The sequence below is a fragment of the Noviherbaspirillum agri genome (assembly GCF_054780595.1).
The window spans coordinates 47,448-70,171 of record NZ_BAAGWA010000014.1 but is presented as its reverse complement, the minus strand read 5'-3'; the positions used below and the strand labels follow the sequence as shown (position 1 = coordinate 70,171).

17 protein-coding genes and 4 pseudogenes are annotated in these 22,724 nt (G+C 55.6%); 11 read left to right on the top strand and 10 right to left on the bottom strand.

What is annotated here, in order from left to right:
• Window positions 1-3: 3 nt before the first annotated feature.
• Window positions 4-627: a condensin complex protein MksE gene (locus ACYVIA_RS18720; protein ID WP_460843499.1), complete on the bottom strand. Its 624-nt coding sequence runs from the start codon at window positions 625-627 to the stop codon at window positions 4-6.
• Window positions 617-4,267 (bottom strand): ATP-binding protein, encoded by a 3,651-nt coding sequence (locus ACYVIA_RS18715; protein WP_460843497.1) that lies wholly within the window; start codon window positions 4,265-4,267, stop codon window positions 617-619. Before ACYVIA_RS18715 ends, ACYVIA_RS18720 begins: the two co-directional genes overlap by 11 nt.
• Window positions 4,268-4,808: 541 nt before the next feature.
• Between ACYVIA_RS18715 and ACYVIA_RS18710 the strand changes: the two are divergent.
• A pseudogene (locus tag ACYVIA_RS18710) lies at window positions 4,809-5,015 on the top strand (transposase); the annotation flags it as partial.
• 143 nt (window positions 5,016-5,158) lie between these two features.
• Here the strand turns inward: ACYVIA_RS18710 and ACYVIA_RS18705 are convergent.
• The 6 genes and pseudogenes from ACYVIA_RS18705 to ACYVIA_RS18680 form a co-directional block, all read right to left on the bottom strand.
• A pseudogene (locus tag ACYVIA_RS18705) lies at window positions 5,159-6,082 on the bottom strand (IS3 family transposase); the annotation flags it as partial.
• A gap of 9 nt (window positions 6,083-6,091) precedes the next feature.
• Window positions 6,092-7,453 carry an IS110 family RNA-guided transposase gene (locus ACYVIA_RS18700; protein WP_460843496.1) on the bottom strand — a complete coding sequence of 454 codons (1,362 nt, stop codon included), beginning with the start codon at window positions 7,451-7,453 and terminating at the stop codon, window positions 6,092-6,094.
• Window positions 7,454-7,684: 231 nt separating this feature from the next.
• A pseudogene (locus ACYVIA_RS18695) lies at window positions 7,685-7,942 on the bottom strand (transposase); the annotation flags it as partial.
• Window positions 7,943-7,970: 28 nt separating this feature from the next.
• The gene (locus ACYVIA_RS18690) at window positions 7,971-8,276 is read right to left on the bottom strand and encodes a TetR/AcrR family transcriptional regulator (protein WP_460843494.1); all 306 of its coding nucleotides are present in this window, start codon (window positions 8,274-8,276) and stop codon (window positions 7,971-7,973) included.
• A 158-nt stretch (window positions 8,277-8,434) separates the two neighbouring features.
• The gene (locus tag ACYVIA_RS18685; RefSeq protein ID WP_460843493.1) at window positions 8,435-9,277 is read right to left on the bottom strand and encodes a nucleotidyl transferase AbiEii/AbiGii toxin family protein; all 843 of its coding nucleotides are present in this window, start codon (window positions 9,275-9,277) and stop codon (window positions 8,435-8,437) included.
• Entirely contained in the window at window positions 9,249-10,331 is a 1,083-nt protein-coding gene (locus ACYVIA_RS18680; RefSeq protein ID WP_460843491.1) for a type IV toxin-antitoxin system AbiEi family antitoxin, read from the bottom strand. Before ACYVIA_RS18680 ends, ACYVIA_RS18685 begins: the two co-directional genes overlap by 29 nt.
• 643 nt (window positions 10,332-10,974) lie before the next feature.
• Between ACYVIA_RS18680 and ACYVIA_RS18675 the strand changes: the two genes are divergently transcribed.
• Window positions 10,975-11,361 carry a helix-turn-helix domain-containing protein gene (locus ACYVIA_RS18675; RefSeq protein WP_460843489.1) on the top strand — a complete coding sequence of 129 codons (387 nt, stop codon included), beginning with the start codon at window positions 10,975-10,977 and terminating at the stop codon, window positions 11,359-11,361.
• 224 nt (window positions 11,362-11,585) lie between these two features.
• On the opposite strand, the gene ACYVIA_RS18670 is transcribed toward ACYVIA_RS18675, so the two are convergent.
• A complete protein-coding gene (locus ACYVIA_RS18670; protein WP_460843487.1) occupies window positions 11,586-12,626 on the bottom strand; it encodes a porin in 1,041 nt (346 codons plus the stop codon).
• Between the two features lie 778 nt (window positions 12,627-13,404).
• Here ACYVIA_RS18670 and ACYVIA_RS18665 point away from each other — a divergent pair.
• The gene (locus tag ACYVIA_RS18665) at window positions 13,405-14,394 is read left to right on the top strand and encodes a porin (protein ID WP_460843485.1); all 990 of its coding nucleotides are present in this window, start codon (window positions 13,405-13,407) and stop codon (window positions 14,392-14,394) included.
• 375 nt (window positions 14,395-14,769) lie between these two features.
• Here ACYVIA_RS18665 and ACYVIA_RS18660 read toward each other — a convergent pair whose 3' ends face one another.
• Complete coding sequence (locus ACYVIA_RS18660) at window positions 14,770-16,383, bottom strand: tetratricopeptide repeat protein (protein ID WP_460843482.1); 1,614 nt, start codon at window positions 16,381-16,383, stop codon at window positions 14,770-14,772.
• Window positions 16,384-16,552: 169 nt separating this feature from the next.
• Between ACYVIA_RS18660 and ACYVIA_RS18655 the strand changes: the two are divergent.
• The 8 genes and pseudogenes from ACYVIA_RS18655 to ACYVIA_RS18620 all read left to right on the top strand — a co-directional run.
• Window positions 16,553-16,906: pseudogene (locus tag ACYVIA_RS18655) on the top strand (response regulator); the annotation flags it as partial.
• Between the two features lie 261 nt (window positions 16,907-17,167).
• A complete protein-coding gene (locus tag ACYVIA_RS18650) occupies window positions 17,168-17,587 on the top strand; it encodes a HAMP domain-containing protein (protein WP_460843480.1) in 420 nt (139 codons plus the stop codon).
• A 15-nt stretch (window positions 17,588-17,602) separates the two neighbouring features.
• A complete protein-coding gene (locus tag ACYVIA_RS18645) occupies window positions 17,603-18,067 on the top strand; it encodes an ATP-binding protein (RefSeq protein WP_460843478.1) in 465 nt (154 codons plus the stop codon).
• Window positions 18,068-18,625: 558 nt separating this feature from the next.
• A complete protein-coding gene (locus ACYVIA_RS18640; RefSeq protein WP_460843476.1) occupies window positions 18,626-19,036 on the top strand; it encodes a hypothetical protein in 411 nt (136 codons plus the stop codon).
• Window positions 19,037-19,077: 41 nt separating this feature from the next.
• On the top strand, window positions 19,078-19,365 hold the full coding sequence (locus ACYVIA_RS18635) for a DUF2933 domain-containing protein (protein ID WP_460843475.1): 288 nt from the start codon (window positions 19,078-19,080) through the stop codon (window positions 19,363-19,365).
• Window positions 19,362-20,024: a methyltransferase family protein gene (locus ACYVIA_RS18630; protein WP_460843473.1), complete on the top strand. Its 663-nt coding sequence runs from the start codon at window positions 19,362-19,364 to the stop codon at window positions 20,022-20,024. Before ACYVIA_RS18635 ends, ACYVIA_RS18630 begins: the two co-directional genes overlap by 4 nt.
• A 263-nt stretch (window positions 20,025-20,287) precedes the next feature.
• Window positions 20,288-21,964 (top strand): DUF3141 domain-containing protein, encoded by a 1,677-nt coding sequence (locus tag ACYVIA_RS18625; protein WP_460843569.1) that lies wholly within the window; start codon window positions 20,288-20,290, stop codon window positions 21,962-21,964.
• 182 nt (window positions 21,965-22,146) lie between these two features.
• Window positions 22,147-22,653 carry an ankyrin repeat domain-containing protein gene (locus tag ACYVIA_RS18620; RefSeq protein WP_460843471.1) on the top strand — a complete coding sequence of 169 codons (507 nt, stop codon included), beginning with the start codon at window positions 22,147-22,149 and terminating at the stop codon, window positions 22,651-22,653.
• The last annotated feature ends 71 nt before the right edge of the window (window positions 22,654-22,724 follow it).

Genomic DNA, 22,724 nt, shown 5'->3' with positions numbered 1-22,724 from the left:
CCCTCAGAACAAGCGCATGTTCTCGGGCGCTTCCTGGTCGGGCTGGCGCTCGATGCATTCATCGAAGGAATTCACCATATCGTTGATCCAGTCCACCTTTCCGGAGAACCGGTATTCGCCATGCGCCGGATCGATCACCTTGATAAGATCTTGGCGTTCTGCCCACTTGATCACTGCATTGGTCATGCCCTGCACCGTGTCACTATTGACCGTTAGCCGACTGCAGAGCAGCTTGAGCGTGTCGACGAGGCTTGAGTTCGAGTGGATTACCTCCGACATCGTCGACACCCGGAACGCCACGCCGCCCTGCGGCGCCGCGCCGCCGGTGGCTGCCAGCGTGAGACGAAAAAAACTGACTAGATGGCGCAGTCGTCGCTTATTCTCCACCACGGTCTCTTCAATCTGCTTGCGGGTAATGTCGTCCAGATGCAGGTAAGCCGGATACCAGGTACGGCCATTAGAGGTATGAACGATTTTGACGCCGATGCCGCCAAGCAGCTGGTTTACCAGATCCACATTGGACGGATTATCTTCGAGGAATTCGTACAGTTCCGTCTGCGTGTCGATATTGATAAAGCCGCCTTCCAAAAAGTGCCGGGTTAGTTGCTGGATTCGTTTAGCCGACATGGCGCCTCCGTTGTGCGGGCACGCAGCGTTGGATTTCGAAGTCTGGCAGGATCTCGTAATGATTCTTGAACATTGCCAGCGTGCTTTCCCGCCCTTCCGGGCTGGCCGAGATCAGCCGGATCCGGTGCAGCGCCAGCATTTCCAGTAGCGCCTTCGCGTTGCCGGCATCGATAGTGCCGATTTCATCCAGCGCCCAAGTTAGCCATACCTGGTCGTCGCGGCGCACGCGATTCACAAACGCGACAAAGATCATACACAGGATCATCGAACTCAAGCCGTTGCTGGAGACGTTCTTCAGCTCGGTTTCGTTGCTGACCCGCTTTTCAGTACCGTCATCGACAATGATTTCCATGTCGATCAGGTTCTCCGGCGACTCCTCGATACGCCCGCCCGGGATCTGTGCAGCCAGGCCGACGAGCTGGTTGATCAGGCTTTGTGGCGGAATTCCGGCACAACCCGTTTCTTCCCAGCGTTTGAATTCGGTCTCCAGGGCATTCAGGGGCGACCAATACGGCACCCGCTCGACACGGCCTGAAAGCCGGATCGACACCCGGCGTATCGCGTCGAACACCATCTCGGTATCGAGGCTATTTTGCAGCTGGCGCGACAGCGACAGCATTCTGGACTGGAAGTCCCGGAGTTTACCCAGGTAGGTCACGAACAGCTGGCAGGCGGCGCGACATTCGCCGTTCAGGCTCTCGCGGGACTGGGCGTGCCCACTGTCATACCAGCGCTTTAACACGTCGATGATTGCGGCCACGGAACTCTGCTGCTCGGTGTCCGAATATATCCGTGGCAGGTCCCGGCTTGCCTGCGCGATGTGGGAGTCAGGTTCGGCGCGCGCAAACAGGCTATGGATTGGCTGTATCTTCTGGTCGCGCTCATTACGGAACTGCAGCATCTGTGCGCTGGCACGGGCATACGCGGTGGCGATGCCTTCGAGCGACGCGCCGATCGGTTCAAAACCGTCCGCCAGCTCGTAGCCGTCACCCTCGGTGCTGTGCGTGCGCCGGAACTCATCGACCAGGCGCCGGCACTCGGCGGTCGCTTGCAGCTTCTTCTGGATACTTTCCTGCCGCTCGCGCAAGAGCCGGTTTGTCGCCTCGGCCTGGTTGTCCGCGCGCGCGATCGCCTCGTCCAGTTCGGCCAACTCCAACGCGTACTGATCGGCACACTCGCGTGCCTGCCGCCTTTCGCCTGGTCCCACGTCCAGCCAGCGTTCATATTTTTCAACATCGGCGCGCGCATTGCGGGCGGCCTCGAGGGTCGCTTTTTCCGACTTAATCTGCTGTTCGATTTGCCGCAAGCCTTCAACATTGCTCCTGCCAGCGCGCAGCTCCTGCTCACAGGCATCTCGTAATCGCCGCACGGTATCGGTCTTGTCCTGTTCCAGCGCCTCCATGTCCGCCTTGATCGCATCCAGCTCCGCCTTTTCAAGCTGACGCGCTTCATCTAGACGACGGTTGTACTGTGTCTTGAGCGCCAAGCCGCGGCGGTCGATTTCTCCTTTCAGCTCGGTCTGCTCGGCCATCAGCAGATCCACGGAGGACCGCGCTTCCTTGATCCGCATTTCGTGGCTGGCACGTCGCTCGCCCAGTTCCTCGTGTGCAGCGCGGTCATTGGTAATTGCGGCAGCGTGCACCCGCTCAGCGGCCTTCTTCCGTTCGACAAGCTTATGGTCATTGACTGCCTGTGCGCTGGCGAGCTCATTAATCTGCTTCGTGAGCTTGCTCATGTGCGATTCGATCGCTGCTGCTTGGCTGCGATGGTGATCGACCTCGGTGCGCGCGCGGCCGATCTGCCCGGCCAACGCTTCTTCCTGTCCGGCAAGGCTGGCATCTACTTTATCCAGGTCGAGCGAGAGTCCGTATATCGACACGCCTGCCTCGTCGGCCACGGTGGGATTGAGATCAGTCCGCAGCAGGATGTCGCCGCGCACGACCCGGCCAATATTGCCATACCAATTGGGCATGGCTTCCCGCAGAAAACGCAGCACCGATCCTTCAGCTGGAGACTCCAGCGACAAAAGGCGAGCAAGCTGGTCTTGTTTCTCCGAAAGAATGCGGTTAGCGGCATTGAATTCGACGTCCCGCGCCGCGAACTGCAGCTTGGCAGCGTGCATTTCATCGGCTACTTGCCGGGCTTCGCAATGCAGCTGCTCCAGTTCGTCCCGGATGTTCTGTTCAGCGATCTTCAATTCGTCGCGGCGCGCAGCAAACTCATCTGCCTCGCGCAGTCCGGCGTGGACTAGTCGAGCATCTTCCAGCGCTTTCTGTGCTTTGTGCAAGCGGTTGTCGAAGGCGCAAAGCTGTTCGTCTCGCCAGGTCCCAAAGAGCGCTTGGGTCAACGCGCGTTCGTGCTCTATCCGCTCCTGCTCTGCGGTCAGCCGTACGCGAACGCCGTCGCGCTTGGCATCGAGCGGCCGCAGTCGCTCCGTGTATTGCGTGAGCACCGCGGCTTCCTGCTGCGCGTACTTGCCGCGAATATCGTCGGATTGCGCACTCAGATTGCGTAGCATGTCCTGCCGATTGTCGATCGTCTGCTCGAGGGTGCCGATGGCAGCAACCAAACTCCGCAAGCGCGCCATGTCCCGGGCTGCGAATTCTTGTTCTTCGCGGTCTACCTTCGCGATCAGGCGCACGGCCGATTCGTGCTCGGCCGCCGCGGCGCTACGCCGCGACAGAAAGCCCCGTTTTTGTTCATACAGCGCTTTCGACACGTCGGCGAACGCGTCCTGAATCCGGGCCAGCTCCTGGTTGGTGGCCTCGATTTCGTCATGCAGGTGGCGACTCAAGAGATTGGCCTTGATGGACAAGGTCTGGCGTTCCCGTTTTGCCTCGGCAATGCGAAGTTGAGCGTTAGTACCGTCGATAAATGCCTGCGCATGCTTCATGACCGCCTGGTATGCCTTGAAGTTGACGAAGAACTGCGTCAACATCTTTTCCGTCATGGACGTGCCCAGAACCTGATCCGGTTGATAGCCCTCCGTGACGGAATAGGCCATGCGTTTGAGGGCCGGGAAGGTGATGTCCTTGAAGAACATTGCACTGGCAATTTTCTCGATACCAGCCAGGTTGCCTTTCTCCGCCAGAGCAAACCGCCGACTGTATACACGCACCTCATTTCGGGTCTGGCCACGTCCCTGAATCACGCATTGATAGTCCATCACGCCGAGCGAGGGAGTTGGATTGCGTTTGTGGATCTTTAGCCGTGTATTCAAATGGCGACTCTCGATGAATCGCCCGTCTTCCACAAACAGTTCGCTTACATAGGGGCCGTCACACAGGATATACGACGGACTATCGGCGCTTCCGTAATACATGATCACCAGCTTGATGCCGTCGTGGTTGCGGTATTCAAACACCAGGTAGGAGGATAACGAGTCGAACAGGTATTCGCGAATGGACCGTAGCACCTCACCAGACGGTTTCACCATTTTGGACGGCTGCTCGCCATAGAACAGCGGGATCAGGCGCAGTAAGGTGGTTTTTCCGCGGCCGTTGCGGCCCGAAACATGCGTGTGATTGTCAACGTAGAGCGCTCGCGCCTGATATTTTTTGTAGGAGTTGATTGCCACCAGGCGGATCAATCCATACGCGTCTTCGGAATCGCTTCTGCTATAGACGAGGCTTGGTTCCATGTTCTTGTTCTTCCTGTTGCATTGTTCTGCCTGGAGGGCCAATGCGCCGGCGAGCAATTGCTGCAGCTGCGCCAAAACGAAAGCATGCCGTCCATCTTAGCCAAAAAGCAATCTTATGACAGACGGTAACTTAATGCACGCACTTCGCGGCACGCACGTGAAGTGGCATGGAGTGAGTCGTACTGGACTGCCGACTCAATTGTGGAAGCTTGAGAGATTTAATACTTCGGATGCGGGGATACAGGCCGTTTTATTGCCTGTTAAGGACTGCTCATCCCTTCCCTTATCAGACGCAGGAACTCGGTAACCATCCCGGATACGTTGCGCTGTTCAAGAACACGCGCGTCATCAAGATCGGAATCGTCAGAGCCATACATAAAGTGCCCGCAGACGACTGGCCCGTCACGGCGGTATCCCTCCGCGCCGTTCCCGTCACAGAACCTCCTTTCTAATATGTCGAGTGTGCTATTGAGCACATCAAGATGTTGGCCCGCTTTGTAGCGTTCGAGGAACAATCCCGCGACAGCAGAGTCATCTGATCAACCGCCCGGACGCAGCGCGGATACGACGAAGCACAGCCGAACATCCCTTTGGCACGCTCAAGGCATGAATGGGAGCGACGCATTTCCTGATGAAGAGGCTGCCGAAGGTGCGAACTGAGATGAGCTTGCACGTCCTGGCTTACAACATGAAGCGGATGATAAATATTCTGGGAGCCGAAGCGCTGATTAAGGCGATGAAGACATAGGCCTACAGGCCATTTAATACCCGTGTTTCTCCTAATATTTGCAGCGAACCTCTTTATTACCTATGCAAATATCGTTTGCACACAGCCTCGACCGAGGCCGTGTGTGTGGTTCCCTCGGTTCTTCGTCTTCCAACAGGTGTTCTTTATGCAGCCAGTTTTTCCTGATGCTGCTCACTGATCCAGCGTTCCAAGTACTGGATTGGCGAGCGGTAACCGAGGGTCGAATGCTGGCGCTTGCGATTGTAAAACACCTCGATGTAGTCGAAGCTGGCAGCCTTCATTTCGGCATGGGTTGCGTAACGGATGCCGTGAACCCGCTCATTCTTGAAACTGTTGAACCAGCTCTCGGTCGGGGCATTGTCCCAGCAGTTGCCCTTGCGGCTCATCGAGCACGTCATGCCATATTCCTTGAGCTTGTCGGCAAAGGTTTGGCTGGCGTATTGGCTGCCGCGATCCGAATGATGCAACACGCCCGGCTCCGGCCGGCGGCGAAACCAGGCCATCGTCAATGCGTCGGTCACCAGATCGGCGGTCATGCGCGGCTTGAGCGACCAGCCAACCACTTCCCGGTTGAACAGATCCAGAACGATGGCCAGGTACAGCCAGCCTTCATCGGTCCACAGGTACGTGATGTCCGACGTCCAGACGCGGTTAGGCGCCGCCGGCGTGAAATTGCGGTCGAGCAGATTGTCCGCCACCGGCAGACCGTGTTTCGAGTCCGTGGTGACCTTGTAGCGCCGTTTGTGGCGGGCATGAATGCCGTTCTCGCGCATCAATCTCTCGACGCGCGCTTTGCCGGCTGTAAAGCCGCGCAGGCGCAGCTCCCGGAGCATGCGCGGACTGCCGTATGCCCCTTTGAGTTCGGCATGCAGGGCGCGAATCACGGCCAGCATCTGCGCATCCGTCAACCGTTTGCGACCAGGTGTGCCGCCGCGTTTCCAGGCACGATAGCCGCTGACGCTGACGTCGAGCACTGCACACATTTCCGTCAGCGCAAAGGCCTTGCCGTGCGCGTCGATCCAGGCGTACCTCACAGAACATCCCGCGCGAAGTACGCCGCTGCTTTCCTAAGAAACTCACCTGCTTGCTTGGCAATTCTGGGGTTGTAGTGCAAATCCAAATTGCGCGGCACGACGATGCAGTTGCTTGATGACGCGATCACGATACTGTTGCTCGTAGTGGTCTGCGCCTGGATCACGATAGTCCATGCCATACCGCATCGTGTTGTAGAACAGGACGGCGATCTTGCGCGCGGTCGCGGTCACGGCCTTGGCTTTGCCGATGCGTGCGGCAAGGCGCCGGTAGAATGCACCGAGCGCGGTATTGGTCTTTCCCACATTGACTGCCGCCAGCCGCAGATCGACGGTGACCCTGCTGCTGGTCTTGCGGGTGTGCGCGGACAGCACTTTGCCGCCGCTGATCTTGCATTCCGGCGACAGCGTGAGCCATGAGGTGAAATGCTTGGCGGTGGGCCAGCGACTCAGATCCGTTCCACATTCGGCAATCAGACGCAACGCCAGGAACGGGCCGATGCCATGGATCTGGGTCAGATCGGTGCCTGCAAGCTGGTACATGGCCGAGCGCACGTCGAAGTTCGGATCGCTCGGCTGCCTGGTGCGGTGCTTGGCCTTTGGCAATGGCGCTTTCGGCATGGGGCGCTCCATATTGAGCCGTGCAACGCTGCGCTCGATCTCGGCATCGCACTCGTCGATGCAGTGCTGATAAAAATCGTAGAGCGCAAGTGCCTGTTTCAAGGCAAACACATGTTCTGGTTGGTAGTTGCCAACGAGAGCGCCGCGGATGGTCTCGGCGCTGGCTTGGCAACGGACGTCGCGCATCGCCGCCAGCTTGTCGGGATCGCGTTCGCCGGCAACGATGGCGCGGATGATCTGCATGCCAGTGACGCCAGTTATGGTGGAAATCACGTGATGGAGCTGAATGTTCATGAAGGTCAGCGCCTTCTGCATATGCTGGATATGCGCAGCAGCGTAATCGGTGTGCCGTTCGCGGGCACGCAGGTAGGCACGCAATTCCGCAATAGCACGGCCGGGACGAAAGCTCGCACGTAACAGCCCGCAGGCATGCAGCCTCTGCAGCCATTGTGCATCATTGACGTCACTCTTCCTGCCGGGGACGGCGCGCGCCTCGCGGGCATTGGCCAGGACGACGTCGAGCCCCCGCGATTCGAGGACTTCATAGGCGGCAACCCAGTAGACGCCGGTTGATTCCATCACGACAGTCTTGGTGCCCGTTGCGACGAGCCAGTCGGCCATGCGTTGCAGGTCGCTGGTAAATGCCTGGAATGTCTGGACGGGTTCGTCGCACAAATCGGGACTGACGGCGACGACATGGAATCGCGCTCCGATGTCGATACCGGCGGCGAACGGGTGAATGATCGGCAGCCCGGCGGGCTTGGATCTTGTTCGGTCTTGTGGCATGGTCCACCTCCTGAATGCTCAAGCACAGGACGGGGACTCGGATTAAATCAATTTCCTAAACGGGGTCGCCCGGAGGCGCCGCCACAGATGAGTCCGCAGCTTCCCCTGGGCCAGGTTTTTTGACGGGGTTCATACCTCCAAGAAGCTTACGGCCACGGTCCGTGCGTGCGTCCAGTGTACTCGCCTGAAGTTTCTATTCATAAGGGTCGCGGGCAACCGCGTGGGGCGGTTTTTTATGATTTCGTTCTCCCGCTTGAGGCGGGCGTTCTCTGCACGCAGCCGGGATAGTTCCATCGCTTCCGGTGTGACGACCTTGCTGCCCGCCCCGGTCAGTTTGCCGGACGCAGCGGCCTTGACCCAATTGCGCAGCGTCTGTTCATTGAGCCCCAGTCCCTTCGCCGCCGCCACGATCGCCTGCCCCTCCGAAACGCGCTTGACAGCCAGCTCCTTGAACTCGGTCGTGTATGCCTGTTTTGGTATCTTCTTCATTTCTTGCTCTTCCAAAGTAACGTTGATTTTACGTCACCTCTGGAAGACGAAATTTCGGGGAAAGCTCATTCTTGCCCAAGTCCGAGCGGCCGGCTTCCGAGACCACAAGCCGGCGCACTGCCTGCACCTGCGGCGAGTACAGCAGCGTCAGCAGCCTTGTGCCGAAGCTCGACAAAGCCTGATGTATGTCTTCCATCGTCGGATCCAGTGCCTCGTGGGTGGCCTTTGAATATCCGACACGCTGGCAGATGCCCGCAATCGAGGTGCGATTGAAGCCGGTTTCCTGGAATACCTCAGCTGCAGAATTGAGAATCGCTTGCCGTCTCAGCGTCAACTAGACGCGCATCCAGGATGCGAGGCGTAGTGACCGGCACCATCGCCTCATCGACAGCTACAGGTAATGCATACGGCGCGAGCCAAAGTTGCGGCTGCAGCTCTTTTTAATGCGACCCAGCCCCCTTATTTCCCATGGTGGTGGAGTTCGTGTTAATCCTACAAATTGTCGGTCAGGCCATCGCAGAGTGCTTCGATGAGCCTTCGGGCATGTTCAAGATCAAGGCCAGATTGCTGTGCAAGTAGCAAAGGACCGCCGGTATCGGCTTGCGGTAGCAGTATCGACAGGACGGGTTCAATGGATTGTTTATCCAGTAAGTTTGCAATATCGCGCCCTAGCAATCGCGCACCGGTTGATTCATGGTCATAATCGTCCGTTGTGAATAAATCGCTGTGGTCTTGTGCCGCGCGATCGTAGTTGTCGCAATCCATGTAATTACGAACATAGAGCAATAAGTCGCCCGCATCGCGCCCGGGATGGGAATGCTTTCGGTCTTTCCAAGCGGTGATCTTTAGCAGCGCCAAGGCAGGAATGGATGCAACGCGCAGTGTCACATTAATTGGTAGTCGCACCGGGATGCCGGCTTCAAATGCTTCCCTCGCGCCAAAACAATCAAATACGGTGTGATGGTCCGGCGGCCAGCTGATCGTGCGGTCCGCATTTTCAACGCCGCCGAATGGTACGATATCCAAAGGTAATCCGGTTGCCTTATGGCGTAGCTTGTGAATTGCCGGACCGGGTCTTCCAGAGAACTGGTCTGAGGCAAGCAACGCTGCACGAAGCGATTCAAAGCTTTGCCAGTCCAGCACGCTTACTGCAAAGTCCACGTCCTCGGTCAAGCGGGACGGCGCAATTTTGTGCGCATGCTGCAGCATTAAGTCGCGTGCTGCGGCACCCATCAAAAAATAATCAATTCCAAGTGGTTGTGCGACTACCTGCAAAGCCTGCACGACGGTAGCGAGTGGAATAAGATCACTCTTCTGTGAAAAGTCGAGCGACATAGACGTCATAAATCATCTTTGCGGTTTCAATACAGCGTGCATCGCCCGTTGCCAAGAGGTCGGCGTAGACCAGCAAAGGCGGGACCATGTTGATATGGTCCGGGTCGCCGGGAAAGTTCCAAAAGCGCTTGCGCACTTCCACGGCGGCCATATGGTGAGGTCCGGCTTCCTTCATGAATTTTTGCCGTGCTGCCAGCAGGCTAGGCATTTTTTCGGCGTAGACCGTCAGTTCGCCGGGGCGCAGATATTCGGTCAGCATTGCCGCGGCAGGTTCGCCGCCCCATAAGGCACCGTATTCCGCAAGCGGCCAATTTTTCCATCCCTCGAAGCCCGCGACATAGTACCGGCCGATCAAGGTGCGCGGCCGCAGCACGCGGGCATAGGCATCCGCCCACTGATTCAGCAGGCGTTCATGCTCGAACAAGCGCCGGGTACCGCGCTTGCCTTGTAGGTCGCGCACAAAGCCAAGCTGCTGAAGGTCCGGAATCACCCATCCGACGGTGCCGTGCGCCACGCCCGCCATCTTTGCCAGTTGGCGATAGGGGAGGTTGATTGCCTGCGGATTGCACAACAAGGTAAAAATCAGCTGTAGGCCGGTCGGCTGGAAAGCACGTCCAGGGTTAACGACGGTCGCTTTGACGGTGGGTTTTTGCCCCTTTATCCAGATCAGCAGGTTTGCCTGCTTGATATAGGCATTGCCTGCCGCATCCAGAAAAGGGATGCCGCGTTCCTTCAGCTCGTCGGCCAGGTCGGGTAGGACGTAATCGGTGATCAGTATCGCCGGCTGGCCGAGGCGGTCCATTTGGTGCAGGGTGACGCCAAGGGTGGCAGGGCGCAGGTTACGTTTGCATTCGATCAGATACTTCATCTCCTGATCGCCCTGGCGAACACATGCTACTACACCGGCTTGAGGATGCTTTGTTTGGAGAGTTTCTTTGATCAGTTCGATTGCCAAGCCGTGGCGCTGCGCCGCCTTGATGGCGTTACGCAGCATTTCTTTCTCGGCGGCAGGCATTTTGTCCATTTTTGGAGACCGTCCACTTTTATTGGACATTTGAATACATTGGACAATGTTAGTTTGTCTAAAGAAGATATGTCAAGGTATGTCCAATACTTTTAGTTGTCCATCATTATTGGACAACTAAAAGTATTGGACAGCCTTGCTTGTATTCGAGCCACGGAGGAGTTTGTTCTGCAGGACCACCTTCTCAGAGCAATTCACATTATCTCGATCTGGCGGAATCGCGCGAGCACCCCATTCCGGCAGCTTGCCATTCTCGATACTCTCCTCATTCTTCACACGCTGCTCTCTTTACCTGGGATCAGGAAACAAACAGGTGTTAGGTTCATTGTGACCTGCTACCGGAATGGTCTCAAACCTGCAATGAACCGGTACTGCGCGGTAAACCGCGTAGGATAGTTATCTCCACGTTATAGAACGTAGCATCGTCGGCTTTCGCCAAGGAGCTGAAAGCCGATGGGTTGCTGAGCTTGAGCGGGGATAGTCCAGCATGAGGGTGGAGGTGTCTACAAAACTGGCGGTGATTCATACTGAATCACTCCCGGTTTCGTAGATACTTCCGCAACTTCCGACTGCACGCTAGAGCATTTTCGGGTTGACTTGCCCCATTAAAGGAGCTGAACTGAGGGAAGGATCAAGATGTCAGACGGGCACGCACGGTTAAGCGGAGGCTGTTATGACATGGCATCTTGGTCAAGCCTACGGGCAAGATTTACGCGACCGCGTACTGCGTGCCGAGGGCAGTATTCGAGAAGTCGCTGCACGCTTTGGCGTGAGCAAGTCCTACGTGGCCCGCGCCCGTTCCCGGCGGCGGCGCCTGGGCGAAGATACGCCAGGTGTGCAGTGCAGCCACGTGCCGCTCAAACTGGTCGGACTCGAACAAGCGCTGATCGACAAAGTTGATGCCGTCAACGACCTTACCCTCAAGCAGCTCTGCAACTGGCTTGAAGCTGAGCATGGCATGCGGGTCGGTATCTCTACCCTATGGAAAACGCTGGCACGGCTGGGCATCAGCCTCAAAAAAAGTCACTCCATGCATCCGAGCAAACGCGCCCGGACGTAGCGCTGGCACGACAGACATGGCAGGCAGAACAACCTGAATTGGAAGTCAGCAGCACCGCCCATTGTTCATCCGTAAGAAATTGCCGGCTCGCCATTTCAGACTCCGCATTGCCTGAAATTCGCGCAGAACGGCATTTATGAAATGAGTTCTAATGAAAAAGGCACCCCATGGGTGCCTTTTTCATTTCCATATTTGTAATACCTAAAGTTTAGGTCCTACATGTTTTAGAACGTGTGACGAACGCCGACGTTGAACAGACGGCTGCTCTCGCCATTGGCAAAAGCATTCAAACGAACATTGTCATCGTTCTTGGTATAACCAAACGACGTGTACAGGTTCGTACGCTTGGACAGCGGATGGCTGTAACCGACTGCATACTGGTTGGTAACGCCATCATCGATGTCACGAACATCGTTGCGATTATACGAAGCCATTACGGTGCCGGCGCCGACCGGGGCGGATACGCCGATCATGTAATTACGATTGTCCAGCTCGGCAGCAGCCTCTGCCTTGCTTTCGGCAAATGCGGCATGCGCCTTTGCTACACCGAAATCAAATGTTGCACCAATAAACGCAGTGCGCAAATCAGCTGCAGCGCCAAAAGTAGCGGCAGGAGCTCCCGTCAGAGCAGCGTCATTTGCCTTGTGGAAGGCAAACTGTACGTTGATCGGACCATTGACATAGGACAGACCCAACGCTGTATTGCGACGAGTAGAGCTGTCACCTGGTTGCTCGCCGAAGGTGTATGCTACTTGACCAGTAAAACCACTGAGGCTCGGCGTCGTATAGTTGACGGTGTTATCAGTACGGCTCAAAGGATCCGCAGCGTATAAGCCATAACCGAAAATACGTTGTGCATTACCGGCAAGGTTGATGCTGAAGGGATCAACCGCCAAGAGGGCGTTGTACAACGGAGTCTGTTGGCGACCCAGTTTTACGGAGCCAAAGCCACCGTTCAGTCCAACCCAAGCTTGACGGTTGAACAGGGTATTTGTTGTTGAAAAAGTACCATCGTCAACATTAAAGCCATTTTCCAACGTGAAACTGGCCGACAACCCGCCACCGAGGTCTTCAGTACCCTTAAAACCGACACGGCTGCTCGATTGCTGGCCGCTTTGGAGCTTCCATGTAGCGTCATCTGCAACGATGCCTTTTTCATAACGAACGCCGGCATCAACAACACCGTAAATTGAAACGCTCGTTTGGGCAGCGGCGACACCGGCGAAGGAGCCCAATACGGCAAGCGCTAGGAGTGATTTTTTCATTTATTAATCCTGAGTGAAAATTTTGGAGACCTGTCTGCTTATGACAGACAGGCTCATATTAATCGCTTTTTTTACAACCCGTTTCCTTAACTTGAGATAAAACAATAATGCTAAAAATAAAGAAATAATGATGTAAAAACTGTTGTAAGAAAGTGACGGTTTGCCGAAGTGTTTTCAGTAGAAGTGCAGGTCGTTAACAAATGAAGTTTGTTTTTGAAAGGGAGGTCGAACGTAACGAAACGATTTACCGACAGTGTTTCATTGGTTTCTAAGGCAGGCCGATGGAGATGTGCCAATCCGGCAACTGTATCTAACACAGTTAATTAGCAATACAGCGTTTTACGTCTAACGCGCTAAATTCGGTTCAGTCCATGGGAATCCCAATTATGGGATTTGCTAATAAAAAAGCCCGTCAATCTTTCGAATGCGGGCAAACTCGATACTTGGGGAGTCGAGATATCGGGGAATTTTACATAGAAACTGCGCTCTTCGGCTAAATAGCCCAAAGCAATTTCTCTTATGCAATACTAAGATGGTTCTGTCTGGGTAGTTATTACACACTACCTTCCTATAGGCAAGAGCGCTCCTTGTGTTGTGCATTCACAACGAATAATTAGCTGCATTGCAAATTCTCTTTGTCGCCTCATTAGATATTTGATGAAATGTAAGTCTGCTTTTTAGAAAATTTTCTGGGAGGTAGATTTGGCAGGGACGTTACCACTAGTGGCCTTGCCAAAAATAGGACAACAACAGCTAGATAAACCTTTGGGGATTATTCATGAACAAATCGCTTCTTGCACTGGCAGTTCTTGGTGCCTTTGCGGGTGTCGCATCTGCACAAACCAATGTATCCATCTACGGTATCGTTGACGCCGGTTTCGTCCGAGAGTTCGGCGATGGTCCCGATACGACCAAATTGACCAGCGGTATCAGGAATGGCTCCCGTTTGGGCTTCAAGGGCAGCGAAGACCTTGGTGGCGGCTTGTCTGCAAACTTCCAGTTGGAAAACGGATTCAATGTTGACCAAGGTACGATCGGCCAAGACCGCCAATTGTTTGGTCGTCAGGCGTGGGTTGGCCTGTCTAGCAAGTCCTTCGGCGCCGTAAGCTTTGGTCGCCAGTATGCGCCCTTCTTCATCTCGCTGGATACCGTTGATCCGTTTGGTACCGGCTTGGCTGGTGCATCGTACAACCTGATGGGTACGGTTGTGCGCATTGACAACTCGATTCAGTACTCCACCCCCAACATGAGCGGTTTTACGGCTGACGTGATGTACGGTGTGGGTGAGCAACCGGGCAACACTACCGCTGGCCGTACCCTGGGTCTCGGCTTGAATTACGCAAACGGCCCGATCGCCGTCACGCTGGCACACAACAATTCGAACAACACGGTCGACACCAACAAGACGAAACTGACGTTGGTCGGTGGCACCTATGATTTTGGTGTTGCAAAAATCCACGCTGCGTTTGAATCCGAAAAGGATGACGCAGCATTGGACGCTCGTGATTGGCTGATTGGCGCATCTGCTCCGGTCGGCGCGGGTAGCGTAATGGTTTCGTACATTCGCAAGAACGATCGCAGCGCAGCTGACAACGATGCGAACCAGATCGCTCTGGGCTATGTGCACAACCTGTCCAAGCGCACCAATGTCTACACCTCCATCGCACGTATCAGCAATGATAACGCGGCGGCATACACCGTCGGAAACGCGTCCGAAGGCGGCACGACCACCAAGGCATTCAACGTGGGTGTGCAACACAGGTTTTAAGCTTTGACAGAGATCAGTCTGTTTAGATCCACGACGGTATTGATGAGTATTTCAGATCTATACCTTCGCTGAGTCTGTTACGGATTGAAAACGTCTGGAGTTGGATAAAGGGCCGCATCAGAGGATGCGGCCCTTTATCGTTTAGCACTCAGCAACGGGAATATAGCGCTGAGCAAGGGGTCCTCCTATAGCATCAACCGTGTGTAAGTATCACTTCCTTAACGAATTCTGCAGTGGATGTCTTTCACTTCTCGCGTTCCTGCAACAATTTCTCATCGGGATTCTGTCTGTAGGAATTGAGCGGTTTATCTGGGCCACTACAAATCCTTTTCTAGTATTGCTACATCCCTGATATGCCAAAGTACCGTTTCACCCTCATTTAACACCCTGGTCAATCTGTTCCTTCGCGTTACTCGCCCCCAAGGCCGCATTCAGCCGATACAGACGCTTTTGATAATTACCTTCCGGGCCCTTCGGGCCACATTCCACATTCTTAAAGAGTTGGACGATGCGACTAAGTAGTTGACGTTGTTCGCTGGTGCGAATCAAGATCAAGCGCCGTTTACTGCGGCTGTGCTGAGCATGAATATCAACTAGCAGGCAATGCCGGCGGTCGACATCATGCATATTCACCAAAAGCGCTTCTGGGCGCGTCAAGCCGAACAGCGCTGCCAGCTCGATTCTTGATCGCAGCAGTGGATCGACTTCGCCGCCCAATCGGCTTAACGCCTCTTGCGCCCAAGGTGCTGGCGCAGGAGGGCTCGTAATTTTTCCCAGCATAAAATTTGCATAGGAATCTCCCTGCGCGGCTGCTTTCTGCAGCCAGTATACGGCTCGAATGTCATTCGACGGATCATCCAGCCGTGCAAGCCACACCTTCTTCCCAAGCTCCCGTTGCGCCGCAACATGGCCCGCTTCAGCGGCCTTTTCAAGGCACTGCTGCGAATCGGGCAAGGCATGGTGGATTGGCCCCATTCCTTCGTGAATCATCGCGAGCACGTACCAAGCCTCGCCCTTCCCCTGCTCTGCGGCTGCTGTAAGCCAGTGTATCGCCTGTTTATAATTGGCTCGACTTCGAGTATCGGTAACTCCGTCACCATTCGTGTCCATCTTTGCGAACCATAATCCCAACAACAGTTGGGCATTTGCATCACCGGATTCCGCCGCATGTATCCAGAATCGCTCTACTTCAGCTGGGTCATACACACCATGAGCAAATAGCGCCTGCGCACAGCGCGTTAACAGTACCGCATCGTCCTGCGACAATGGGTCTTTTTTTGCTCCGTGGTTAGACCGCAAGGAAATAATATTCCTGGCTTTCTCAAGAGACCAGCGCAAGAAAGTTGTAAAATCACTAGCAGCCCATGCATGATCGGCAAGGGAGCGTTGCGCTTGTCCGATACCATTTTCTGCGGCACGCGTCAGCCAGTCGAACTGCAACGACGAAGTAACTTGTGGCGCGGAAAGCTGATCTTTATGTATGCCCGACGAGCCATGGGAAACTGCCATCCCCTCTGCTTCGATTTGCTGTGCCAACCACCATTGTGCCTCTGGTATATTCGCTGAAGCGGCCTGCTCCAAGGCGTGTCGGCCTTTGCGCCGTATCCTGTCATCCACGTTGCCATCGCCGTGTTGCAGCACCAGACGGGCAAACACCACGCCCGCCTGCATAACGCCGTCGTCAAATGCCTGTTCATACCAGCGCAACAATTGCATGGGACCTACTGCGCGCAATGCTACCTCCAGCGGAATATGCGTGCCGATTAATACCCATGCCTCTTTCGTGTCCTGTTGCGCCGCTCGATCGAGCCAATACAGGGCAGTCGCCAGATTCCTTGCAAAGGTTCCCTCACCGTACAGATAGCGTTTGCCGAGGGCTAATTGCGCTGGCGCCTGCCCTGCACGAGCATCGCGAATCATGCGCATCTCTTCACGACTTGCCATAGGAGATTGGAAAAATGATTGCCACTTATCTTGTAACCGTCTCATGCTACAGACGATGGGCAAGACAATGACACGGGACGGTCTGTTGTGTTTGTAGTGGCGCGCGAATAAGGACAATATTGCATGCGGCGCGAAGCGCGCAATAATACCATGTGAGCCCCAGAACAGCCCCCTTTTCCGGCCCACGTCGGACAAGCGCGCCGCATACGCTCGGATCCACGAAAGCCAAGAAGACGAGCCCAAAGCGGGCGAATATCTTCGCAAAAGCTTAAGCGAATCCGGCTATGTCGTTAACTGGGCAAGAAACGGCCCTGATGGACTAAACGCGGCGGCGACGCAGGCGTATGACTTTATTGTGCTGAATGTAATGTTGCCTGGCATGGACGGTTGGCAGATAGTGCAATAGGTACGCAAGACCCAGGAAACCCTTGTGTTGTTTCTCACCGCGCGCAACGATCTGGCAGACCTCATCAAAGGTCTTGAGCTGGATGCGGACGATTACTTGGCCAAACCATTCGCCTTCGCCAAACTTGTCACCCGCATCCGTACCCTGTTACGTTGTGCGCCATCCCACGGAGTCGATTCACGATGACCCGCACCGATCTATCGATGCGATTACCGGGCATCCGGGGCTGCTCCTCATCATTAAGGCGCCCGACGGCAGGACACTACTGCACAGTGGCCGAGAGAAGATGCATGGTCTGCAATTCCGGTCTCGCCTGCAAAGAAAGCTCTCGATCGCATATTATTGCGCGCATGTAGCCCGACGCACGAGCTTCTCACGCGGACTGCAACCGCCCGGGGGACGCTCCGCGACTCGCGCGAGCAGGTGCTGATCGTTGTCACAGGTACTGCATCGGCCAGGATGGTGCTGCTGGCGGCATACAGCATGATTGATTTGCTTGCTGCACTGCTGGCCGCCCTGCTAGGCTACCGGTGGACCAGCCATGGCCTGTGGTCGGTACGCACGATTGCCTTGCAGGCGCATTCCATCACGGCCCAGCGCCTCGGCCAACGTCCGGACGCGCACACAGCGCCGACGGAGTTGCAGGCACTGGTGAACGCTTTCAACGCCTTGCTCGATCAACTGCAGGAGAGTTTTCAGCGGCTATCGCAATTCTCCACGGATCTGGCCCATGACCTGCGTACGCCGATCAACAATCTGATGTTGCAGACGCAAGTTGTGCTGTCGCAGCCGCGCTCCACCGAGGACTACCATATGCTGCTGGTATCGGACCTCGAAGAATAAGAACGGCTCGCGCGCATGGCTGAGAGCATGCTGTTCCTCGCGCGTGCTGATCACGCGCAGGTCGCGCTCGACCGGCTAGCGATCGATTCCGGCAGCGAATTGCAGCGCATTGTGGACTACTTTGAGGGCATCGCAGAAGAGGCGCCGGTGCGTCTCGCGGTGCAGGCCCACGGCACGGTCAATGCCGAGGCCCTGCTGTTTCGCCGCGCGGTCAGCAACCTGGTGAGCAATGCGATTCGCCATACGGCCCAAGGGGGAACAATCCAGTTGACGGCATCTCCGGTGCCCGGGGCCACTGTTGTCGCCGTCACCAACCCGGGCCTGCCGATCACTTCCGAACCTATTCCCCGGCTGTTCGACCGTTTCTATCGAGCCGACCACATGCGCAGCGATTCTGCTTCGTCAACCGGTCTAGGCCTGGCCATCGTGCATTCCATCATTGCATGGCGGCCGCCGACGTCAACTGCGTGGCCGGTATAACTACTAAATAAAAAGCCTCAAGGACCTGGAGTCGGAGAATGTCCGGCTGAAGAAGATCGTGGCTGAACAGGTGCTGGCCATTGCAGGCTTGAAGAAGATTGTTGCAAAAAATGGTAACCCCGATGGCCAAGTGCGAAGAAGCCCTTGAGATTTTGAAGGCAAAAGAGGAGTCGCGGAGCGAGCTGCGTGCCGAATCTTCTGGACGTATCGCCGGATTGCCAGCTATGAGCTAAGGCCGCTGGTCAAAGATAGGGAACTGATGATGGGGCTCCGTATATAGTCCAGAGCCGCAATGGAAATGCAGCCCTTGCCTCCTCCCAACACGCTGTTTCACCGGTAATCGTATGTCTCTTCAAATACGGTAGTTTCTTGAGAAAGCCGGGACAACCGCACGTCGCAATGACGTTCAAATGCGCTTTCTTGCGCGAGGGGTAGCTGTGACTGTGGGGGCGCGTTTCTCCGTCGGCACGCGCATTTGGATAATTTTGATGCAAGTCAAACAAGTTTTTGCCCAAGCCCTTGTAGGATGAAGACGCTAGATTACCGCATAGGGATCGCATGCCATTTATTCCAAGATACCGCAATCACTGTGCCATTGCCGCCATCATGCTGGCGGGATGGCTTCTCGCGTTGGTTGTGAGTATCGTGCATAGCTGCGTCTCCAACATCGTGGCGCCTGATCAGCATACTCATGTACGCATCGCAACCATTGGATACGCAGCAACTGAGAGCAATTGCATCCAACTCGATGAACCCTGCGAGATCGCATTTGAGGCACAGGCGTCCTCAATAATCAGCGAAAAGTTGTTCGAGCCACCAAACACCGATCGCTTGCTGCTGATCACATCTGCGTACGGGCTGCCTCTCCCATATGTCGACATTTTCAAACCGGATTTCCTGCGCCGTCCGGTGCCTCCTTTCGAGCGGATTGGATGGCGTGGTCACCGTCTGCGAAGCGAGCATGCTTGATTCACGCATTACCAGCAGAGCAACTAACACAGGAGATCACTATGGCACATAACTATCAACAGATTCATGAGTCAAACCGCCGGATCAACCGTGGCAAATGGGTCTTGATCGTGTTTCTCGCAATCGGCGGTTTTTTTCTGCTGACTCAGTACCGCGCCCATCTGTATGATGCCTTTGCGTTCCTGCTGTTGCTTGCCTGCCCTTTAATACACCTGTTTCATCGTCACGGAGGCCATGGCAGGCACTCGCGCGGCGTTGACGTGACACGTCACAATCCCGAACACAATGCCGCACCGCAGAGACTTCATGGTGAAGAGGAAAGATCATGAACAATGCACCTGCTTATGGGCTCTGGACGCTCGTCGTCCTGAACTCGCTGGTTTTCATCATTTTCGCGTTCAGCTTTGCGAGGCCGCAAAGCCCGCGCGACTGGCGCTCATTCGGCGCGTTTTCGGCGTTCGTGGTCGCGCTGTTTACAGAAATGTATGGCTTCCCGCTCACGATTTACCTGCTCTGGCCCTGGCTGACAAAGACGTTTCCCGAAATCGATTTCCTGTCGCACGATGCGGGGCACTTGCTGGAGACCATGCTCGGCTGGGACGTCGACCCGCATTTCGGACCGTTCCACATGGCGAGCAATGTGCTGATCGTGGCCGGGTTCTTGTTGCTGGCAGCCTCCTGGAAAGTCCTTTACCAAGCGCAGCGGAGCCGTCAGCTTGCGACAAGCGGGCCTTATGCACGCATTCGGCATCCACAGTACGTCGCCTTTGCCGTCATCATGTTCGGTTTTCTCCTGCAGTGGCCAACGCTGGTGACCTTGATCATGTTCCCTATCCTGGCCATCGTCTACGCCCGGCTTGCCAGGCGCGAGGAACAGGATGCCATCGACCAGTTCGGTGACGCCTACCGGCAGTACATGAACAACGTGCCCGCCTTTATTCCGCGCGTGTCGTCAACGTCGGCCAGCCGCTCCAGACAGTCGGATTGATCAACATGTGGATAGCGGCACCGACGACGCGATGTCCGCTTTCGCACAGCCGGTCCTTCCGCCGCGCTCAACATTGGCAAGTCCGACAGAGATCTTTTCGGCAAGGCGTTTCCCGATTCAACATTTGAGAGTTGATTATGCGTACCGATAACCAGTCAACCGGTGACAAATCCGCCAACCGGAAAAGCAAGAATGACGTCAAGACAACCAAGCACGTGGCACCCCGATCGCCAGCGCCACCGGCACAACCACATGGGGCCTCCATTGCCACGCCGGCCGCGCAAACAGAAGCACCTCGGCTGCCGCTTTTTGAACAGGCATTTCGCTATCAGATCGATCGCTGGCAACGCAGCGTATTGTTCCTCGATACGCTGCGCGAGAGCGCCAATAACATGCTGGCGCATGCGGAAGCAGGCATGCCGCCACTGCTCGACTTCGAATATGAATTGATCCTCGATGCGCGCCGTTTTGAACGCCCTGCGAACTACGCGCTGCTGCACATCACGAGCTGCCACGGCGAGCGTGCGCAAGACTTTGTCGATAACAAAAAACCTCCCGTCATCGTCGTCGACCCGCGTGCCGGCCATGGCCCGGGAATCGGCGGCTTCAAGCACGACTCCGAAGTGGGCATGGCGCTGCATGAGGGCCATGCGACTTACTTCGTCATTTTCTTCCCTATTCCGGAGCCCAACCAGACCCTGGCCGACGTGCTGCATGTACTGCGCCGTTTCGTCGAGGAGGTCAACCGGCGGCACAACGGCAAAGCGCCGGTCCTCTATGGGAACTGCCAAGCTGGCTGGGCCGTGACGCTGCTCGCCGCCGGCTGCGAAGGCTTGACAGGGCCGACTGTGCTGAACGGCTCGCCGCTGTCCTATTGGGCTGGTGAGTCGGACGTGAACCCGATGCGCCTTGCTGGCGGATTAATGGGGGGAAGCTGGCTTGCACACTGGCTGGCGGATTTGGGAAACGGCCGGTTTGACGGCGCGTGGCTGGTGCAGAACTTTGAAAAATTGAACCCGGCCAACACGCTGTGGGACAAGAATTACCATGCCTTTGCGCATATCGATACCGAGCGCGAGCGCTTTCTCGAGTTTGAACGTTGGTGGACCGGATACTATTTCCTGAGCCGGGAAGAGATCCAGTCGATCGTCGAGAATCTGTTCGTCGGCAATAAGCTGGAACGCGGGATGATGCAAATTTGTGAATGCTGCTATGTCGACTTAAAGCGTATCCGCAACCCGCTTGTGATCTTCGCCTCCGGCGGCGACAACATCACCCCGCTGCACCAGGCGTTGAACTGGATTCCGACAATCTACCCGACCACGGCCGACCTGAAAAAGGCGGGCCAGCGCATCGTCTACCTCATTAACAGGCATGTCGGCCATTTGGGCATCTTCGTGTCAGCCAGCGTGGCGAAGCGTGAGCATCGTGCGATTCTCCAAAGCCTAGGCAAGCTTGATGCGCTCAAGCCAGGCTTGTACGAGATGCAGATCAGCAGCCCTGCCGACGATTCGGTCGGCCACCAGCAGTATTCGGTGCATTTCGAAGAACGCCAGGTCGAACATATTCGCTATCCATACCCGGAGCAATCCTTTAAAAAGGTGCAAGCGGTATCGGAATGGAACGAGCTGTTGTATAAAAATACGCTCAGCCCCTGGGTCACCGCATTCGCGAACCCGCTAAGTGCAGAACTACTGAAATGGTTGCATCCGATGCGCAGTGGCCACATCGCGTTTTCCGAAAAGCTCAACCCTTGGATGCTGTCGGTAAAGATGCTCACACCACTCATTTTAAGCACACGCATGTCCGCCGACGATGCCAACCAGTTTGCGGCGATGGAAAGGGAAGCGAGTGCGGCAATCTCAAAATCGCTGGACAGTTACCGGTTAATCAGGGACAGCCTCAGTGAAAAAATCTTTGCCACCATATACGGCATGTAGATGATCATTTCCGCGCACTCATTCGCAATGCCGAGCGCTAGTTGTTCGGTGACGGCGGCCATGAAAAACGTGTGCATGCGAACGCCATGGCACTGAACGCCTATTACGGACTGCTCGTTTACGCTCACTTATAATGGTGCCGGCACGGTAGCTAATTACTTTAACAAGGGGGATTGCAATGTATGTATGAAAGTAAATTACGCCATGTGCCGGAACAAATTCTCGCAGTGATTCGATCCGGATCGATCGAAGACTTGCGCGAGGTTCTCCAAGCGTGGAGCTGGCATCCAGAGGCAGTGGACGCTAAAGGACTTACGCTGTTCTTCTACGCGATTTATCACAGCCGCTTCGACCTTGCCGATCAGTTACTTGAAGCCGGCGCTAGTGCCAACTGCACGGATCCCCATGGATGGACACCGTTATTCTGGGCTGTATACAACCAGGATGAACGGGCGGTACGTTACCTAATTTCCCGTGGGGCGAATCCGAACGTCCGTAATACGGACGGTGAATGGCCGTTATTCTGGGCCGTGTATCGGGACAACTGGGAGATCGTCTCGTTGCTGCTGTTGGGCGGCGCGGACCCGACATGGACCAATGCGGACGGTCAGGATGTGTTCTGGCTCGCAAAGTTCCTCGGCTATGATCGTATGCTTTCCAAATTGAAGGAGCTTCATCCGCTGGCATGACGTCAGCCTTATGCGGTGAGCTCGGTATTTGCCGCTTAATGAAAATGCTGTTGGTTGCACTGCCATTGCCA

Bases quoted from the DNA above. Each gene is read 5' to 3' on its own strand.
- ACYVIA_RS18720 (WP_460843499.1), bottom strand. From the start codon at position 627: ATGTCGGCTAAACGAATCCAGCAACTAACCCGGCACTTTTTGGAAGGC.
- ACYVIA_RS18715 (WP_460843497.1), bottom strand. From the start codon at position 4,267: ATGGAACCAAGCCTCGTCTATAGCAGAAGCGATTCCGAAGACGCGTAT.
- ACYVIA_RS18700 (WP_460843496.1), bottom strand. From the start codon at position 7,453: ATGCCACAAGACCGAACAAGATCCAAGCCCGCCGGGCTGCCGATCATT.
- ACYVIA_RS18685 (WP_460843493.1), bottom strand. From the start codon at position 9,277: ATGTCGCTCGACTTTTCACAGAAGAGTGATCTTATTCCACTCGCTACC.
- ACYVIA_RS18680 (WP_460843491.1), bottom strand. From the start codon at position 10,331: ATGTCCAATAAAAGTGGACGGTCTCCAAAAATGGACAAAATGCCTGCC.
- ACYVIA_RS18675 (WP_460843489.1), top strand. From the start codon at position 10,975: ATGACATGGCATCTTGGTCAAGCCTACGGGCAAGATTTACGCGACCGC.
- ACYVIA_RS18670 (WP_460843487.1), bottom strand. From the start codon at position 12,626: ATGAAAAAATCACTCCTAGCGCTTGCCGTATTGGGCTCCTTCGCCGGT.
- ACYVIA_RS18665 (WP_460843485.1), top strand. From the start codon at position 13,405: ATGAACAAATCGCTTCTTGCACTGGCAGTTCTTGGTGCCTTTGCGGGT.
- ACYVIA_RS18660 (WP_460843482.1), bottom strand. From the start codon at position 16,383: ATGAGACGGTTACAAGATAAGTGGCAATCATTTTTCCAATCTCCTATG.
- ACYVIA_RS18645 (WP_460843478.1), top strand. From the start codon at position 17,603: ATGGCTGAGAGCATGCTGTTCCTCGCGCGTGCTGATCACGCGCAGGTC.
- ACYVIA_RS18640 (WP_460843476.1), top strand. From the start codon at position 18,626: ATGCCATTTATTCCAAGATACCGCAATCACTGTGCCATTGCCGCCATC.
- ACYVIA_RS18635 (WP_460843475.1), top strand. From the start codon at position 19,078: ATGGCACATAACTATCAACAGATTCATGAGTCAAACCGCCGGATCAAC.
- ACYVIA_RS18630 (WP_460843473.1), top strand. From the start codon at position 19,362: ATGAACAATGCACCTGCTTATGGGCTCTGGACGCTCGTCGTCCTGAAC.
- ACYVIA_RS18620 (WP_460843471.1), top strand. From the start codon at position 22,147: ATGTATGAAAGTAAATTACGCCATGTGCCGGAACAAATTCTCGCAGTG.